Origin of the sequence: Paenibacillus sp. FSL H7-0756, from assembly GCF_038006765.1 — a bacterium.
In the GTDB taxonomy this organism is placed as follows: Bacteria; Bacillota; Bacilli; order Paenibacillales; family Paenibacillaceae; genus Paenibacillus_AQ.
This window is the reverse complement of sequence record NZ_JBBOVT010000003.1, coordinates 1-19,041: the sequence shown is the minus strand read 5'-3', so window position 1 is coordinate 19,041 and position 19,041 is coordinate 1. Positions and strand designations below refer to the sequence as shown.

16 protein-coding genes are annotated in these 19,041 nt (G+C 47.3%); 1 reads left to right on the top strand and 15 read right to left on the bottom strand.

The window, feature by feature from the left end; genetic code table 11:
* Window positions 1-22 precede the first annotated feature (22 nt).
* From NST04_RS26030 to NST04_RS25960, 15 genes are all read right to left on the bottom strand, one after another.
* On the bottom strand, window positions 23-4,063 hold the full coding sequence (locus tag NST04_RS26030; protein ID WP_341186860.1) for an S-layer homology domain-containing protein: 4,041 nt from the start codon (window positions 4,061-4,063) through the stop codon (window positions 23-25).
* Between the two features lie 362 nt (window positions 4,064-4,425).
* Window positions 4,426-5,469 (bottom strand): hypothetical protein, encoded by a 1,044-nt coding sequence (locus NST04_RS26025; protein WP_341186859.1) that lies wholly within the window; start codon window positions 5,467-5,469, stop codon window positions 4,426-4,428.
* Window positions 5,470-5,513: 44 nt separating this feature from the next.
* Window positions 5,514-6,470 (bottom strand): class I SAM-dependent methyltransferase, encoded by a 957-nt coding sequence (locus tag NST04_RS26020; RefSeq protein ID WP_341186858.1) that lies wholly within the window; start codon window positions 6,468-6,470, stop codon window positions 5,514-5,516.
* Between the two features lie 2 nt (window positions 6,471-6,472).
* Complete coding sequence (locus NST04_RS26015; protein WP_341186857.1) at window positions 6,473-7,321, bottom strand: FkbM family methyltransferase; 849 nt, start codon at window positions 7,319-7,321, stop codon at window positions 6,473-6,475.
* A 39-nt stretch (window positions 7,322-7,360) separates the two neighbouring features.
* Window positions 7,361-8,095: an ABC transporter permease gene (locus NST04_RS26010; protein ID WP_341186856.1), complete on the bottom strand. Its 735-nt coding sequence runs from the start codon at window positions 8,093-8,095 to the stop codon at window positions 7,361-7,363.
* Between the two features lie 82 nt (window positions 8,096-8,177).
* Window positions 8,178-8,987 (bottom strand): ABC transporter permease, encoded by an 810-nt coding sequence (locus tag NST04_RS26005; RefSeq protein WP_341186855.1) that lies wholly within the window; start codon window positions 8,985-8,987, stop codon window positions 8,178-8,180.
* Entirely contained in the window at window positions 8,965-9,969 is a 1,005-nt protein-coding gene (locus tag NST04_RS26000; protein ID WP_341186854.1) for an ABC transporter ATP-binding protein, read from the bottom strand. Before NST04_RS26000 ends, NST04_RS26005 begins: the two co-directional genes overlap by 23 nt.
* A gap of 32 nt (window positions 9,970-10,001) precedes the next feature.
* Window positions 10,002-11,180, bottom strand: a complete 1,179-nt coding sequence (locus NST04_RS25995) for a radical SAM/SPASM domain-containing protein (protein ID WP_341186853.1) — start codon at window positions 11,178-11,180, stop codon at window positions 10,002-10,004.
* Between the two features lie 42 nt (window positions 11,181-11,222).
* Window positions 11,223-12,311, bottom strand: a complete 1,089-nt coding sequence (locus NST04_RS25990) for a radical SAM protein (RefSeq protein WP_341186852.1) — start codon at window positions 12,309-12,311, stop codon at window positions 11,223-11,225.
* Between the two features lie 27 nt (window positions 12,312-12,338).
* Entirely contained in the window at window positions 12,339-13,454 is a 1,116-nt protein-coding gene (locus tag NST04_RS25985) for a UDP-glucuronosyltransferase (RefSeq protein ID WP_341186851.1), read from the bottom strand.
* A gap of 51 nt (window positions 13,455-13,505) precedes the next feature.
* A complete protein-coding gene (locus NST04_RS25980; protein WP_341186850.1) occupies window positions 13,506-13,757 on the bottom strand; it encodes an acyl carrier protein in 252 nt (83 codons plus the stop codon).
* A gap of 13 nt (window positions 13,758-13,770) precedes the next feature.
* Window positions 13,771-14,727: an NAD-dependent epimerase/dehydratase family protein gene (locus NST04_RS25975; RefSeq protein WP_341186849.1), complete on the bottom strand. Its 957-nt coding sequence runs from the start codon at window positions 14,725-14,727 to the stop codon at window positions 13,771-13,773.
* Window positions 14,728-14,843: 116 nt separating this feature from the next.
* The gene (locus NST04_RS25970; RefSeq protein ID WP_341186848.1) at window positions 14,844-15,899 is read right to left on the bottom strand and encodes a hypothetical protein; all 1,056 of its coding nucleotides are present in this window, start codon (window positions 15,897-15,899) and stop codon (window positions 14,844-14,846) included.
* 14 nt (window positions 15,900-15,913) lie between these two features.
* Window positions 15,914-17,404 carry a class I adenylate-forming enzyme family protein gene (locus NST04_RS25965; protein WP_341186847.1) on the bottom strand — a complete coding sequence of 497 codons (1,491 nt, stop codon included), beginning with the start codon at window positions 17,402-17,404 and terminating at the stop codon, window positions 15,914-15,916.
* Window positions 17,401-17,640 (bottom strand): acyl carrier protein, encoded by a 240-nt coding sequence (locus NST04_RS25960; protein ID WP_341186846.1) that lies wholly within the window; start codon window positions 17,638-17,640, stop codon window positions 17,401-17,403. Before NST04_RS25960 ends, NST04_RS25965 begins: the two co-directional genes overlap by 4 nt.
* Window positions 17,641-18,180: 540 nt before the next feature.
* Here NST04_RS25960 and NST04_RS25955 point away from each other — a divergent pair.
* Window positions 18,181-18,873, top strand: coding sequence for an alpha/beta hydrolase (locus tag NST04_RS25955; protein ID WP_341186845.1), 693 nt, complete (start codon window positions 18,181-18,183; stop codon window positions 18,871-18,873).
* The last annotated feature ends 168 nt before the right edge of the window (window positions 18,874-19,041 follow it).

Here is a 19,041-nt window from a genome sequence, read left to right as displayed (position 1 = left end):
ATCCTGTTCTTATGCGAATCCCTTACTTATTGTACAATCTGTAGAGGAATACCGCCGCTTCTGCTTTGGTGGTATTGCCGGCCGGATTGATCTGGTTACCGCTGCCTTGGATAAGCCCTTCCTTCACCATGGCGGCTACGCTGCCCAGCGCATAGGAAGCCACCTTGGACTTGTCGGAGAATTTTTGCAGATCCGCAGCTGTACCCTGGGTATTCAGCTTGTTCTCCAGCTTCAAGGCCCGTTCGGTCAACACCATCATGTCCTGCCGGGTGATCTTCTGACCGCTGCCGAAGCTGCCGTTGTCCAGGCCATTCGCAATTCCAAGCGCTTTGGCAATGGCAAGTTCATTATAGTAGTAGGCATTCTTCTGTACATCGCTGAAATTGTCCTCTACCTTCGCAGTCAAACCAAGTGCTCTTACAAGGGAATACAGGAAGTCTGCTCTGGTGATATCTGTTGACGGATTGAAAACCTGTCCCTCTGTCTTGAGAATATCCTTCGATGCAAGGACTTCGACCGCGTTCTTGGCCCATACTGCTTTCCCAAGATCTGTGAAGGTCTTAGATACATAAGATACTGCGAAATCGCCGAGATGAGTAGTTGTGAAGGTTACCATACCGGTCTTGGAAGCATACCGTCCATTTGGTACGGTCATCACCTTTCCGCTTTCGTCGATGTAACGGATAACTATCATTTCAGGATTCTTCAATTCATCGGCAGACGGCTGATAAGGCACGGATACGGTTACTGGTGAACCAGGATTGCTCCAGGCTGTTTCTTTGCCGTCTACCTTAAGGCTAAGCTGAATGACCGGTCTATCGCCTAGACCCGCCTTTACTTCCGCCGGGAGCCCCGACTTGTCGCCTTTTCCAATCTCCAGCGCTACTTCCTTGCCGCTGCTTTCAGGTGTGCCTGTCAATAGATTACCAGAAATGACAACCTGACCGAATTCGGTGGAGATGGTGAGCTTATCTTCCTTCGTCCCGCCAGTCAGTGCAGCAGCAGGCAAGCTAACCGAGTAGGTCGTCGCTCCTTGCACGGCAGGAATGTCCAGCGTCACATTTTTCCCGATGAATTCCTTGGCTTGTGCCAGATCCGATACCTTAACGGATGCAGTCGCATTGTTCACTGTGGCCTGCAGGGTTACTTTCTGGCCTTCTACAACAGGCGCTGCTGGTACAGGGGTTGCAGAGGCTGTTGGCGCAGACGTGTAATAGCCTCCAGGTGCAGGCGTTGAAGGTGTTCCAGGCTCAGTCGTTGGTGTTGGAGATGGCGTTGGTGTTCCTGGTTCCGGAGTGGATGGAGTCTCCGTCTTACTGTTGGTTACTTTCAGGGTATAGGTCTTTACCCTTCCGTCTACCCCTGTCACCTCAACCTTTATATTTGTTTTGGTGCCTGGTGTCAGCGTTATAGCTTCGGAAGCTGCACCACTGGCAACCACCGTATCGTTGACTTTCAGGGTTGACCTGCTGTCTGCCGCCGCCGCTGTCACGGTAATGCTGCCGGCATCCTTTAAGGAAACATCATACTCTGTGGTGGCCGCATTGAACGCTGGCTCTAGTGTTCCTGCACTCAGGGACAAGCTACTGAGGTCAGCGTTCACGCTATTAGGTGTATAGACTCCAAGATCGCCAAGGTCGATGGCATTATTCCCGATGGCCTGATATTCGCCAGCAAAATAACCATCCAGATACGAATGTCCCAGAATGAACCGGTCCGGCTTCATAGCGCCATAGTACCCGGCATTCGCATTACTTTGGCCGTCAAACAGGACATAGCTTCCCTGCCATCCGGAACCGGTTACGCCCCAGCTAATGATGTGATCAATATACGGAGCGAACTTGTTAAACATTTTGTAGAGCAGTGCGTACTGATAACCAAGAGCGTCCGACTGTTTGACATTAAGCACTGCCGGAGCAGTTGCGCCTCCTCCGGGAGCATCGGTCGGCACCTTAAGATCCAGCTCTGAATAGGTAATACCCGACAGCAGGCCCCGGTCCACCAGCGAGGCATAGAGGGCCATCGCATATTGGTTATCACTTGCCAGGGTTTTACCTACTGCGTCATGTCCCTGGATACCGATGTCTTCGATCAGGGGTCTTCCGTCGTACAGCGGATCAGAGCGCCATGCAGTATTTAACTCAAGAACCATATTGTATACCGTTCTCGCTTTGCTGCGGGTCGCAAGCCCGTAATCGTTGTAGGTCAGCTTCGGAGGATTGTCAACGATGTAGCTGTCAATGCTGCCTTTAGTGTCGTGTCCATCCAGCTTCATGTACTCTGGAAGGTTAGCATAATTGACTTTGTAAGCTTCCGCCATCTTGGCGTTGGGCGCCGCGATGTGCGCGTTTTTGAACAGCAGGTAAATGTAGTGATCGGTGATGTCGCCGCCAATCTGATCATCCGACATGGCAGCAAGCCAGTTGGTGTGCTTCAGACTCGTTCTCCAGCTGTTTGCATCCTCCGGGATGAGTTCGCTGTGGCGGCTTTCGTGTACCTCCTCGTTGAGTACATCCCATGAATTGAAAGGAATGACGCCACGGGCTTCGCTTGAGCCGTACTTCGTATCTGTAGTCAGGAAGTGCCGCATCACATACATGGTGTGGTTAAACTGCACTCTTCTCGCCATATCTTTGTCTACCTTAACCGTAGTCGTAACGCCGTTGCCAAGCCCGTAGAACTCGGCACTGCCGTTATACCCGGAGGGCAGGCTTGCAGGGACCATCTGCGCCATCCAACCAGGAGCCTGGTTATACCATGCCAGAACATGACCGTGAGACTTATACTGTCCAGGAGCTCCCGAATCCCGGATCGCCTGATAAGAGTTAGTCGGGAAGCTGTATTCCGCTAAGCCAGGGGCAGTGGTTGCGCCATTCATGGCCTCGCCGTTCACGTTCTTCAGCCATTCCGGCCCACGGGGATGCGTGCCATCGGCCTTCAGATTGTTGCCGTCGACGAAGATCTCATAGTGATTGGCTCTGGTTCCGGTTACGGGCCCTGTTCCGATGGCGCCGACCATGAACAAACCATTCTCCTTATTGTACTTACTCTTTAAAGGATCTACGGCACTCTGATGTTCCTTATTGACTACACCCGGAAGCGGAACGCCATCAGGATCAGGTGCGGTTATTTCGATGTTAGCAACCAGCAGCATACCAGTCTCTTCTGGACGGGCATTCTCGCCATGCAGCTCAAGAATGAAGTTCGAGGAATTACCCGATGAGGCGGTAATGCTGTGATGCGCCTTCAGCCAGGATTCACCGTTGTAGCTGCCCACCCAGTCAGGATTCAGGTTGCTATACTGGTAATCCCTGAGGTAGCTGTCAAGGTTTTCATTGGTATTTCTGACTCTCCATCGCATGAATTTGCCTTGCGCACTCTTCGGATAGTAGACATCGAATTCAATCGTTGAACCCGCTGTGACATTAACGGACGGGGACAACGGGGATTCCAGACTGATGCCGCCGAAGGTGCTTTTCCCATTGTGGGCGTAATTAATCTGAAGTACTTCCGCTTTACCTTGGGCATCTGCAAAAGGATACGCGATCGTCTTGAATGTGCCGCCGGCAAAGTCGGCAGGGACACGGTTATCCAGCGGAGTTCTAGCTTTCCAGGCATTCGTGGGCGCGGTAACTTTTACAGGAACCTTACCCGGACCCGGATCAAGCCGGAAATAAGGATCGGAGCCGTCGGATTTGATATTTGCAGTAAAAGTGGTGATTGCTTCTTTAAGAGCAGCGATTGCTTCGTCGGCTGGTGTATTTGCGTTACGTGCGAGCTCAATCGCATCATTCAGAGCTTGGAGCTCGTCAACATGCACCCACGGCCAGGCCTGCTGCACATCAGAACCATAGACCGATCCATACACAGAATGGCTGACCTGAAGCGGGAATTCCGTATTTCCGGTTTTTAGCGCTTCGGCTTGCGCGATCAGATCGCTCAGTTCCACTGGCGCTTCGTCTGTAGCCGCAGCAGCCGGGGCAGGAGTATACGTGAAGATGGAGAACAACATGATGATGACGAGAAGACGGGAGATGCTGATTACATATTTTCTACTGTTCATCTAAGTTTGACTCCTTTTCTTATGGAGATTCTTATCTTACCCTTGGTTACGCCAAGTCTGGCTTGACAGTCAATCCCGCACCTCCCTCTGAACCTAATGGCAGACAATGTTTGTAAACGCATTCACAAAAACGGATGATTAGGCTGTAACAGCTTTCATATTAACAATAGGAGGGCAAAGTCTAAATACGGGTAATGCACGAATGATTTTAATATATTACGAAAATGGACACACTTCTCATCTCTCACTTCCAGGAATAAGGATTCCTGGTTTATCAATGGAATATCGCCAGTGAAACGCAAAATAGACCGCCCTCCCTGCACAGGCTTGCGGTCTTTTATTACGGCGGATGGCTCGTGGGTTCAGCTTAACAATCTCGCAGCCTTTAACATTAAATAATATTGATTATGAAAATGCACTTCATTCGTATATATTTTTGTAAAATATTCAACGCACTTGTCCATGATTTCCCCGGTGAACTTATGGTGCATGATGGCTTTATTCGAATAGAACCTTACCATCTTCCAGTCATTAATAATTTGGTCCAATAACGGGTCAAGCGTATCTTTGGCATCGATAAGATCAAGGTTGTACTTATAGAGAGTATTTAACCTGTACTTCTCAGAGCATTTTCTATAAATAGTACTGCTCAGGGTTTCTGTAATGGTCTCATTTGTGATAATACGCCCGAAATTTTCGGCCAACAACAAGATATTATTCAGACCTTCCATTATTTCATGCTCGTACCTGCACATATTCTCTACAAAGGTATGGATGGTTGTGTGTGCTGACTTCTGATTGTTCAACATCTCATGATTACTTGGGGGCACTAGCGCATATTCCCAAAAGTAGTCCGGCATCTTTACGTGCTCCGAAGTCATGCATGACAATTTAAATTCTGAGAATGGCAGAGAATATTGCCTGTATTCTGTAATATCATCAACCGTATATATTTCCCCGTTAGTCCGATTGAAGCCATAGACAAAAACAGGGTGCAGTCCATGCTTTTTGTTATAGTAAAAGTCTCTCCCGCGTTGATAGAATAAATCAATAAAAATGGAAATCGGATGCCCCCTGGAAATAGAGCTTATGATCTCATCTTGTAACGTATCTAGTGCAGGAGACTTTTTGCGAACAGAGATCCCCATTTCCTCAAGGATCTGATCTCCCTCCTGAAGCTCCAATACCTCTAACTTGAAATATCCTCTTGCTTGTATTTTTTGTTCATTAAATCTATAAATACTAATCACATTATTCAAAATCGGCAGCTCATCTTTTTTAAAATATCTGGCAAGCGTTAAATACAAATTGTAGTCGCAACTAAAGTATGGAAAATTATGATGAGGAAACATTTTGGTCATGCCATCAAAGGGTTGAAAGGTGTCCAGGGATATCATTTCTTCCATACAATAATTCTCCTATTCTAAAAATTATTGTCGATATTATAGATTTATGACCTCTTAACAAGGTTCATCATACGGTATTGCCGCGTTCCCGCCTTCATCTCTTCATATTTCTTCGAGCCGGGCAATGCGATGAAATCATTAATATCTCCAATATTCGTACCCGCGCCTACGTTGCTTGCAATCCCTTGTGTGCCCGTACGCTGCTTCGCATTCTCATCACACGATAAAAGAACATTCGAAGTCACATCCTGATCGCGGATTACAGACAGACCTGCTTCCTCTAACAGCCTCACATTCTGCGCTACCTGATCACCCGGCATCAGCTCCGTATACAGAAATACGCCGCCAACTCTCATTATCCGATGCACCTCTTCATAGAAGCGGGAACGGTCCGGATAGGCATGCGCGGATTCTATATTTAACACCACATCAAAGCTTTCGTCTGCAAACGGTATATTCTCCGCATCGCCGACGAGATACCAAAATTCACCCCCTCGGGATTTGGCATTGCAATAGGCAATGTTCGCCGGGCAGATGTCGAGACCGACAATAGACAGCGGCTTGAAATATTTAGACAGAGCTGCTATATTCCCTCCCCTGCCGCATCCGATGTCAATCACCTGCCGGTCCCGGATCACCGTCCTGCCCACTGTCTCAAGCAGCAGCTTGATTGAATTTCTGTTCCATGCATCGCCGGGCTCGATCACCGCATGCTGCTCACTCCCGTGCGGGACGTAACCATAGTTTAAGAAGGTGGCGAATCGGCCTATACCGGACAGCGCAAGGGATTGCGAAATCTCGCTGTAATCCCGAATTTCAGCCTCTTTCCGGTTCCAGCCGGAAGGGCGGTCCACCTGCTCACGCCGGTCGAGCATCGATACATAAGTGTCATCGATCGTATATACCGCATTGCAGCTGCAGCATTGCAGCAATGCCTCCGACTGGACCAGCGCGCCCTTGCAGCTGGAGCATACCAACCTTGGATGCAGATGCTGTAGCATGACTACCCCCCAGCCGATGTATGCATTTGATTCAATGCGTACACATTGAAGTAATTGGGGATATTTAAGTCTTCATAGTAGTCGATCGAGACATTGAAGCCGTTGGTCCGGAAAATGTTCTCGAGCCTGCTTATCTGCTCTCCGTCCAGTCCGTGTACCTCCATTACAATTTGCCTGATTTTGCCCCAATCCTCCGGATGGATGCCTTCCAGGACCTCAAATTCACTTTTTTCCACATCGATTTTGAGCAGATCAATGGGGTTCAGATCATAATAGCGGATCATTTCAGAGATCGTGGTCAGCTTGCATCGATGGATCTGTTCATTCAGAAGCTTCGGCGACATCAGTTGATCCACGAACCGGTTCAACATGCGCGGGTCAGCGAAATGATCCCGGTAATGGTTGATTAACCCGTACCGGAGATCCTGGTCGTGGTTCTCCCGGTATTTGATCTGGACAGAATCCGTGGACATCGTAGGAAAATAGGCAAACTCCGCTTCCTTGATCTCATTAGAAAGCCCGACGTTAACCGTTGTTACGCGTGGCAGCGAGTCCGTATTCATCTTCAAGAGCTTAAACGTCGGAGGCAGCGGCTCAAAGGCATATACCCTGCAGTTGCTCTTGCTGTTGACATATAGGGTGAACATGCCGATATTAGCCCCGACGTCCATGACCGTTCCATGATCCGGGAGCGTAATCCCGTGCTTGAAATACATCTCCTTCTGGAAAATCTCGTTATAGAGGAACTCGGTCTCGCCTTCGTTGTTCTGATAGATTTCGAGCCCGTTGTGCAGCTGCTTCTTAGTAGTGTCTGTCTGCGGCGAAAAGCTCTTACGCTCCATCCTGCTCATCCGATTCACCTTCTTAACAATTTGTTTTTTGGCTTTTCTCTAACTGCTGGCGCTCTCATAGTGTCTGACGGCCAGCTTCCAGAACAGCCTGACCACTAGAAGCGATATCACAGGAGCTGCAAAAATCCATATTCCTAGGAAGAAGTCCAAGCGGTCGATCAAATAAACCGATGGCATGTTAGTGATAAACAAGATAGGCACGACATACAGCCCTAATCTCCGCAGCCATTTGGGGTATATGTACATCGGCATATTATTCAAATCCCAGCATTTATCCAGTATGTCGAAGATTGCACCGGACTTCACCGTCCAGAAAGCGAGAATTTGCGGAAGCAGAAGCACCGAGTAGGTCACGATCGTGCTGCTCAAGATCACGCCGATATATCCGGCCAAGTGGATAAAGCTTGGTTCGATGCCAAGCCGCTGCCAGGCTATTACGATCATTGTGATCCCGGCGACCAGGTTGGGAATCGGAAACGCGAAGTTAACATTCCGGAATGAAATCATGAACTGCAGCGATAACGGCTTCGTCATATACAAGTCCAGCGTCCCGTTGCGGATATGGCCTGCGAATCTATAAAAGTTATCCATAAACAATCCTGTATAGATTGCGATCATAATCGTATAGGTCCCGGTGAAGATCATCATCTGGTCAGGAGAAATTCCATTTATTTCGATCCCCAGCTGGTAAACGAAGATGATATAGATCAGCTTGGTGAACAGAAATACGGTCTCCATAATCAAGCCGGAGTAGAAATTCGCTTTGTATTCCATGTAACCAACCAAACTGTTCTTTGCGAAAATAAAAAACATACGTATGTGCTTCCGAATCTCACTCAAGCGGATACTCACAGGTCTAACCTCCAACAGCTACATATTTCTTCATCCCGGAATCCCAAGACAACTTGGAAATGATCAAAAGCACAATGACCCAAACCGCCTGTATGAGGAGCCCGCTAACGATCTCATGAACCGCCAAGCTCCCGTTGATGATCTTCACCGGGAAGAATACGACATACTGAAACGGTAAATAGCTGGAGATTCTGGCAAACGTATCTCCGAAAATATTAAGCGGAAAGATGGCGCCGCTGAGCAGATATACGCCTTGGTTGAACGCGATAAAAACGCCCCAAACCTCAGTAATGATGAACGCAAGTGCACTAATCGAATAAAAGAGCAGGAAGTTGATGAGCAGCCCGAACAGAATACTGACCAGGAACATCACGATCTGCCCCGCTCTAAGCTGAAACTCCCAAATTTGAGTAAACACGGTCATCAGGATGACGAATAAGACAAGGACGACCCCGGTCTGAACCGTTTTCCCACCGAAGAAATTGCATATCCGATAGCTGAAATAATGAATAGGCTGAGCGATAAATTTGCTTAGTCCGCCCGTCTTGATATCATTCGCAATCTCCCCTTCGAAGCCGGCAGAAACCAGCTTGGAGACGACGCCGGACAACACGGAATAAATGATGATCTGCGAATACGTATAACCGTTAATAATCTCTTGCGGCGAACTGCGGAACACAGCTGTCCAGAGGAAGCATTGGACGAGTATGATAAAGCCGCCGCTGATAATACTCATCAGGAAATCGGTCCGGTACTCCATCGCATTCTGAAGTGCAAGGATGTACGTTCTGTTATACTTTTGCAAGGCTTTCATGTCTGACCCCATCTTTCTGATATAAGCTTTCGATGCCCCGCTCGACAGGTATATCTTCAACTGTGAAATCAAGGATCGGGAACCGGTCCAGCAGCATCTTGGAGAGCCGCTGAAGTTCAAGCTTATCGATCTCCATAACAGCATTCAAGCCGTCGTGTTGCGTAATAACGCCGTAGTCACTTAACGCTTGCCTTGGCACTTCGTCCGTAAATTGCAGCTTGATAATCTTCTTGGCATGGAACAGCTCGTTCACACGCCGGAGATCGCCGTCGTATACGATCTTCCCTTGATTGATGATGATCGTCCGTTTGCACAGATCCTCAATATCCGCCATGTAGTGGCTTGTCAGAATGACCGTTGCCTTCGTCTGCTGGTTATAATACTTCAAGAACTCCCGAATGCGCTTCTGCGAAATCAGATCGAGTCCGATGGTAGGCTCATCCAGGAAAATCACCTTGGGCCGGTGGATGAGCGACGCAATAAGCTCCATCTTCATCCGTTCCCCCAGCGAAAGCCTCCGCACCTGAATGTTGAGCAGGTCTTTAACGTCCAGCATCTCCGTAAGCTCATCCAGGACAAGGTTGTAGGGCTCATCCTCGACCTCATAGATGCATTTGTTCAGGTACAACGATTCGTTCGCCGGTAAATCCCACCACAACTGCGATTTCTGCCCCATCACGATCGAGAACTGCATCTTGAATTCTTTTTTGCGCTCCCAAGGGACATGGCCTAATACCGTCGCCTGTCCGCTTGTCGGATACAAGATCCCGGACAGCATCTTAAGCGTAGTCGTTTTGCCGGAGCCGTTCGGGCCCAAGAATCCGACCATCTCGCCTTGCTCGATCACAAGCGATATATCGCTAACCGCTTCCTTGATCAGAGATTTGCGCTTCACTAAATTTTTGAGCGACTTTTTGAGCCCCAGCTCTTTTTCGTAATACTTGAAGCTTTTGGATAAACCTTTCATCTGGATGATACTCACTTGCGCACCTCATTTATGTGAATTTAGGATAATTACACACCGTGCAAATGCAAGACGCTGCACTTGGAACATGCCGGTGTCAGCCGTTCGTCCATCATTTCCCTTATCCTTCTGTAGTTCATGCTATGCCATAACTCCTGTACAGACGATTCATGTAATCTGCCGATCTCGAACTCCTTGAAGAATTTGCATGCGATAATGGTTCCATCGGGCGTAATGTCCATCCGGTTCGAGAGCGCCAGGCACTTCTTGTTCATCGTGCCTTTGCCCTGCACCTCTTTGCCGAGCACGAAATCCTCGATCTGGTCATGATCCAGATTCGGCTGGTAGCGCAAGCGCATTTTCCAGACCCGTTGATTCACCCGGTCCAACTCATTCATGAGAGCAGGGATACGTTCCGGATCGAGCTTGTAGTTAAAGGCGTGCCAGCTTCGTTCGCCTCTGTGCCCGCTCGCCGGAAGGAAGCCGAACTTCTGGTCGAAGTAATCATCCATCCCCTGAGAGCATTCGTCCGAGATGTACCACGGGAAGCAGACGATGACCAGATCTACGCCGACGCCCTCCAGAAAGTCCAGCAGATCGTACAGCTTGTCGGTCATACCATCGTTAACGACGGTATGGATCGAAATTTTGCCTCTGAACTTGTTCTCCTTGCGCAGCTCGACCAGCATCCGGATCGCATCTATCGCCTTGCTGAATACCCCTTTGCCGCGAAGCGCATCGTTCTCTTCTTCGAATCCATCAAGCGCGATGAGCAGCTCCAGGTTATCGGAGATTCTCTGCAGGGCGTCCAGCTTGCGCCCGATCAGCACCGCATTCGTGCAGATCGTCGTCTCACGGGGATGGGCTTCAAGCAAATCGGCCAAACGGTCGAAATCGCTGTATACAAGCGGCTCGCCTCCCCAGATATAGAGTCTCGACTTGGCGGGTTCCGTCTCAAGGATCAGCTTCTCCAGCAGCTCGTAGTCGAGCTGTTCCCGCTGCTGCTCCAGTGTCATGAAGTGATGGTAGCCGGTGTCGTTCCATTGATAGCAATGCTTGCAGCGCAGGTTGCATTGGTTCGTCAGTTTAATCCCGACCGACTCTGGCAACGGTGTCGCGTAACCCGCAATTTTCTCCATATTCCGTTTGGTTTCCAGCGTATTCCTGATGGTGCGTTTCAAGATTTGCAGATCCTTTGCGGAATGCTTAATCTCAGATTTCGGATTCATATCAACACACCCTTCTTAAACGTAATAGGTTATTCACATGAATCAGTAGATATAATACCTTGAACAAGCCGTACAAATCGGAAGCATATTTTTTTTCATATACGCGCGATACTCTTTGTATTTGTCACTGCGCCAGATATCCAGCAAATTCTGTTCGTTCACGTTGCCGAAGGTCAAATCATAGAAGGCATGGCAGGGTGAAACGTCGCCCCTTGCCGTAATCTCCGCATACACCCATGGAAGAGAGCACTGTTTGCGTTTATCCGCCATCTGATGGAATTGCCCCGAGAAGTAGTTGGCCAAATTCTGTTCATCTGTCGTCTTCGGATAGGTGATCACATGGATACCGTTTTTCAAGCAATATGCTTTGACAAGATTGAGCTGTCTCGTCAATTCAGGAATATCGATCTGGCTGAACGAACTGATGTCCTGCCAGACCATCCCCTTGGCATACGGAGCTCCATGCACGCCGAATTCCTCACTGAGAACCTCCACATATTGGTCATACTGCTCTTCCGTAGCATAGAGCTGTACTTCCATGCTGATATGGTCGAGCATCGACAAGTCGATATGCTTAAAGAAAAATTCCTCGATATACATATAGTTCAAAGGCGTAATGATAAAGGATACACCCATCTTCGGAAATTGCTTGCCTTTGCTTTGGCGGAGCTCATAGAGCTTCTCGATGCCCTTGATTACTTTCTTGAAAACGCCTTTGCCCCTCTGTCTGTCGTTGATTTCCTCGGGGCCGTCGAGCGACACCCAGATCTTATTGGGCGCAGTCTCAACAAGCATCTCGGCATGCTTCTCAAGCAGTGTGCCGTTCGTGGGGAAGTCCGCTATGCTTCCATAATGATTGATCATGGCAAGAATGTCGCTCAGCCAAGGGTACATCAGCGGCTCACCGCCGAAGAAGTCGTAATACGGCTTGCCGGGGCTGCACTCCACAATGATCTTTTTGATCAGCTCCGGGTCCAGCTTCTCTAATGTTTTTTTGCTTTTATAGGGTCCTTCGAGTCCCCATTCATAGCACATCTTGCATCGCAGATTGCACTCCTCGAGCAGCTGCAAGACGATCCATCTCGGATAGCTTATCGTATCATGGGCAACACTCAATTGTTGTAAGCTCATAGCATAACCCCTTCTGCCGTTAAATTTTCACCTCTTCAATAACGCAACCCTCGAACAATAGTGATCCACATAATTCGTCCGTTCACCAGGTCTGTTCTTAATCGCCTGATGCATCTCCTTAAGGACATCTATAGAAAAATCCATCTCCCGCCACTTCTCGTAGCGTATTCCGAACCCGAGCGACTCCCACAATTCCAAATTGCTAAGCTCATGACTGCCGAACGGCTCCAGCAGAATAAGAGGGGTTTCGGAGGCAAGCGAGTCGATCAATGTGCCCGCTCCCGGCTTGGCCACGATAGCCACCGCCTCCGAAGCGACGTCAAATAACCAATGATGATCCGCCTCAGCAGCGTATGAATTCGTATCTTCTCCCGCGATTTCAATATATGGCGGGAACTCATGCAGGCCGTTTGCTCTTTTCACCCATGCACACCACTCCGGATCGTTCATCCAATACCGGTGATCGGGATCGGGCTTCGCTTCCTTCCAGTCATACGCTACGATATCAAGCCCATAGTTATGGCCGGCAAGTTCTGGAATTGCACTTTGATAAGTGCCCATCCCCCAGCCGCCGCCATGGACAACAAGCCGCCGCTTCCTTGATTCGAAGGGCATTGGCGTACCCGAAAGAACCGGGATTTCACATCGAATCGCCATCCTACCGGTGTCATAGAGACAAGCATTGTAATAATGCTCGTCATACCGGGGATGAAACTTCTTCAGGCTCTTCCAGGACGGGGCCAGATCTGAATCGACGTAGAGCAGGTCTACATGAATTGGCTTCGGCAGCATCTTCTCCCTATACAAATCCAGAATATAGACCCAGTGTCCGGATAACGATATGAATTCGCAGCGTTCTTCCGCTGCCCACGCCTCCAGCAATAGCCCGACCTGGGCGTAATCTATGCTGCCCCGGATATCCATCGGCATCCGGGCCGAGAAATTAGCAAGTGCGAAATTATTGTGGTACGCCGTCCTGCTGTCTGCAATATGCTCCCTCTTGTCATGCTCCAAATAGCTTTCGAACACGAGCACTTCCGTGGCGATATCCCTTTTATTGAAATCGCTTGCAGCTAACAGGCCGGGAATATAGAACCCCAGACCGAAACCCGAGCATAGAATCGTTACTTTCCTCTTCCCCATAAGCTCTCTTCCTCCATCCATGGTTTCAAGGTCCCGCTAATGAGCTATCGTTCATGCAGATGCCGTCTTCTGCAGCTCCGAGATATAATTGCAGAAGGCTGTAACCGATTCCAAACAATCGAAGTCGAATTGATCGAAATCGATTTCAACACCGAAACGCTCTTCCACCTTCAATAAGAACGTAATTAGCTGTAAAGAGTCCATCCCCCCGTCTTCCATGATGCTGGAATGCCTGGTCAGGCTGATTGCCAGCTGGGCGTCGTCCTTGACTTCGCTTATCATCGCTATGATCTGTTCGTGCATAGGTACCTCCCGTTTAATGGATATATTGACCCTGGTAATAATGGATCGTTCTAGCGAGTGCATCCTGCAAACTGATCGCCGGTTCCCAGTCCATGATCGTCCTTGAAATGGTTATATCCGGATTCCTTCTCCTGGGATCGTCTTCCGGCAGCGGGAGAAACTCGATCTGCGCGTTGGAATTCATGAGCTCCTTCAGTATTTGGGCGACTTCAAGGATGGTGACTTCCTGCGGATTCCCCAAATTGACTGGCTGTTCATATGTGGTGCCCAGCAGTCTCATAATCCCTTCCAGCAAATCGTCGATATACTGAAAGCTTCTCGTCTGACTCCCGTCGCCATATATCGTAAGGTTTTGCTTGGACATGATTTGATGAATGAAGTTGGTAATGACACGTCCGTCATATAAATCCATCTTCGGGCCGAATGTATTGAAGATACGGATGACCCTTACCGGCATGGCGTATTTCCTGTGCATCCAGTAGGTAATCGCCTCTGCATACCGCTTAGCTTCGTTGTAGCAGCTTCTTGCTCCAATCGAATTCACGTTGCCATAATAGCTCTCCGGCTGAGGGTGAACGGTCGGGTTCCCGTAGATCTCGCTTGTTGAAGCCAAGAAGAATGCAGCGTGCTTTTCTTTGGCCAGTTGCAGCAGATGCATCGTTCCTTCGCTGTTGACTCTCATCGTTTCGATGGGATAGGACAAATATTTGGGCGGGCTGGCAGGGCTTGCGAAATGCATCACCCAATCAACAGGGCCTTCAACTGCGAGCGGATAAATGACGTCATGCTCGATAAACTTGAAATTTGGCGACCGTAAAAGATTGTCCAGGTTGACAGTGGACCCGGTCAGAAAATTATCGACACCGACAACGGTATGGCCTTCCCGCAGTAGCCTCTCGGCAAGGTTGGAACCGATGAAGCCTGCGACTCCTGTTAATACAATGAATATAAAGATCCCCCCATTGCTCAAGGTTAACAAGCAGGAACTGTGCGGAGCTTACTCAATACGCTGTAGAGCAACGACTATAATCCCGGCATCACTCCCTCCACAGATATACCTGGCTGACATCCACTGCGCCCTCGATGTTACTGAATGCCTACCTCATTCAGCCATCGTTCAAGGAATATGGATTCTTCATTTTCTATATTCGTAATCAGCGTTTGTAGGCTTTCGGAAATCCTCGTATCCCTTGTCAAATTATATTTCATCGCTACATTCACAATGATCTTTGCCTTAAGCTCAATGGCTGTGAATTCATCTATATGCTCTTGATTTAATTGATTTAGATGCCGATGATCGTACAAATACTTGAATCTTAGCGTCATTATCTTCTTATGATCATAAAGTAAATGAAAGGGTCTTATATCAAGCATATCCTTATGTTCCGCTGTCTCTCTCACATAATTAATTAGAGTGGTGTATATTTGCATGCCGAAGTCAAGCTTATCCCTGTCGCCCCCATAGTTGAACATCTCCCAATACTCGGGCGTTTTCTTAGTAAAATAGTTTCTTATAGAATTTACTAGGGTATCAGCACTGAAGTTATCCTGATGTTGCCCATTGAATGTATACAGATACACCATTTCTCTAAGATAATCATGATTGGTTGTCAGATGATTAGTGTTGAACGCAAGATCGAAATCGGCAAATGATATCTCAGCCTGACTATACACGCCGTTCTTGAAAAAATCGGAAACATACAATATCTCCCGATCTAAATCATAGCCGTACACAAATATGTCATGATGCAATTGGAGTTTCTGATACCGGTCGCTTAGGGGCACGTAGAAATAATTGATCATGGTGTGGATATAGTTATTGGCATTAATATTTTCTATAATAAAATGAATAACCGAGTCCCATTTCGTTGTTACAGTATCTCTATGTATCTTCTGAGTCGAAATCCATTTGCAACCATCCGAAGGCCGCAGCTCATACGTCAGAGGAAAATAAAAATCCCCCCAATGATGTTTATAATCTTTGTTAATAAATAATTGAATATAGTTGCTGAATATCCATGGGTGCGCGCACTCGTAGTGGGTAAGTATGGACAAGAGATGGGCATGCTGCGTATAGGTTGTAATCATCGGATAACGGACCGGCAATCTTTCGCTGCGCAAAGTTTGAGTTGTATCCTTCAACTTTTCGTTCCCCCCTATTCCTTTAGCAATAAGCGCTTCGTACTTGCCCTGTCCAGTTTTCCTGTTTTTGTTTTTGGAATGTCATCTATAATCCTCCATTGTCTCGGAACTTTATAAGATGACAAATGCAGGTTGCAATGTTGGGTCAGCGCATCTATATCAACCAGACATTCATCCACAACTTTCAGAAATGCGATGGGTACTTCGCCCAATAGATCATCTTGCACACCAACAACCATGACCTCCTCCACTTCTTTCAAGCCATACAAAAACTCCTCTATTTCTTCCGGATAGATATTGATACCGCCGGATATAATGATATTCTTCTTACGGCCTGTAAGTATGAGGCACCCTGCTTCATTCCAATATCCCAAATCTCCTGTCTTTAGCCAACCCTCAACAATGGTAGCGTTCGTTAACTCCGGGTTCTTGTAATAACCGAGCATCACATTCGGGCCGTTGACCCAAATTTCTCCTGAAGCAGCAGGTCCTTTAACCTCATTCCCTTCTTCGTCAACAAGCCGGACAGACACGCCGCTGACGGGTGTTCCGCAGGAGAGACTGCGGTCTCCCCGTTCCATCATGCTCACCCGCGGAGAAGCTTCTGTTAAACCATAGGCTTGAATAATGTCCGCTTGTGGAAATACAGTCTGAAGCTGGTCTACTAACTTCTGGGGAACCGCTGCACCGCCAATCACAATAAACTCAATCGAATCAAAGGCGCTCCAGTTTGTGGTCTGATGATAATCAGAAATAAAGTGCATCAATTGCGTAGGCACCGCAGAGAATGCCGTGACCGCCTTATTCTGAAACAGTCTAAACGCTGTGCGCGGCAGCAAGGGCAAGCTGATCAGCTTCATTCTGGTGCCATAAAGCATACAGGAGATCAATTGCGTGACAATCGTAGAACTGAAATGCACGGGCATCGTGACAAGAAACGAATCCTGAGCCGTATACCCGACCTTTTCACCATGGGCCAGCGCATTTGTTAATACATTCCGATGGGATAACATAACGATTTTAGAGGGTCCGGTTGTGCCCGAGGTAGGAAGGAGAATCGCACAATGATTGGGATCGGGCGGATTCGTGAACGAGATCGATTCGAACGAAGGCATCGGTTCTTGCGAGAAATCCTGCGCGGTGACCCAATGAATATCACCATTTAACTGCGCAGGCTGTGCATATTTGCTGATAACCAGTTTGGTATCACTGGCATGTAGGATATGTTCAATCTCCATGATGGAAGCCGAGTAAGGAACCGGTACCAGTACATGACCGCAGAGCAGAAGGCCAAGCGCCGCAGTAAGGAACAAGGGCTCATTATTGGTGTATACTGCAAGATGACTTCCGGCCTCAAGGTCAAAATTCTTTTGGACATATAGAGCAATTAAGTAGGCCTCTGTCATTACCTCTGCATAAGTCCATTGCTGCTGCAGATCTTCAAGGATAATATGATCTTGGCGGTCACAGGCCTCCAGAAATAGACGCTGAATGATAGTCATCATAGCATTTTTCCGGTCAAATAATTAAGGATTAATCCAGCCGTGGAGAACTTCTCAAACAACAGATCCTCATCAGGGACCGAGATGTTAAACTTCGATTCCATTGAAACAATAAGCTTGATGAAGCCTGCCGAATCGATCCCCAGGTCCAGCAAACGGGTATCGGGGTCTTCCGGATACTCGATGCCCGCCTCAGCAAAAATTTCATCTTTCAAGATAGATTCTATTGATTTAGACATCCTGTTTCCTCCATTAGATAATCTTTAGAAAGGCTGATTAAAGAGGATAACCTACATGGTGATATTCAGTGATGAGCAAGTGAAAGTGAAGTGAGAGTGATTGTGAAGGAGAATGAGTTCTTAACGATGGAGGCGGAATATGACAAAATAACTAAAGAAAAAAAGCATTTTCCCAAGCAATGAAGCACTGCTGAAAATGCTCTAAATAACTGCAAAAAAATGTAATTCTCAAATGGACATGTTTAGTATAAATTACAAATATAACAATTGTCAACAATTTTAAATAAGTCTGTTTATGCCTTCTATATCTGGCGTGACCAGAGGTTGCGATGGCGGTAAGGTGGATAGGAATAAAAAAATTGGCCTCCCGTTTGGCAGTTTAGACTTAGCAGTTGTGTCACGAAAGAGTTGACTCCTTCCGCCAACACAGTACAATGAAGACGCGAAGATAAAAACACAGTTCCGTTGGTAGTCCAGACGCGGTGCAGGACACCAGTAAAGGTTGTCTGGAGGGCAAAACCTCAACAATTGGAGGTATGTATGAGAATTCAAAATATAAAAATCGGCAACATCCCATCCATTATTTGGGGTGATAGATCAGACAAGGTATATGTCCATGTTCATGGCAAAATGTCATGCAAAGAACATGCTAGAGATTTTGCTGAAATCGCTGTAAAAAAAGGGTATCAAACGCTTAGTTTCGATTTGCCTGAACACGGGGAACGAAAGGACAGTAGTTATCGTTGTGATATTTGGAATGGCATTAATGACCTTACTCTAGTTGGAAACTATGCCTTTTCAAATTGGGATCATGTTTCTTTGTTTGGGTGCAGTTTGGGAGCGTATTTCAGTTTGAATGCTTACACAAATAGTAATTATGTCAAGTGTCTTTTCCAATCACCTATATTGAATATGGAATACCTAATTAAACAGATGTTTAATTGGTTTGATGTGACAGAAGAACAACTGCGCATACAAAAAGAGATTGTTACCTCTGTTGATTTGCTGCGTTGGGATTATTATCAGTTTGTAAAGAAACATCCGGTTAAACAATGGAATATTCCAACTTCAATCCTTTACGGCAGAAAAGACAGTATGCAATCTCTGGAAGTTATTAAGGACTTTGTGAAATCACATGATTGCAAGTTGGAAATCTCTCAAAATAGTGATCATCCTTTTATGCAAAAAGAGGATGTAAAGATAGTTCACACATGGCTTGAAGCAAACATATGAGACTATGCGCTATTTTCATTCTTCTACACAAAAAAGCGCAGAGCACAGGGGTAGACTGTGCTTTGCGCTTTGAAAAATGCTTTGCTTGATTATATCTACAAAGGGTACAAACGGCGCCCCAATAAACGGTTTTCATCCTTTTCCAATAAAGTCCATCCGAGCCACGCA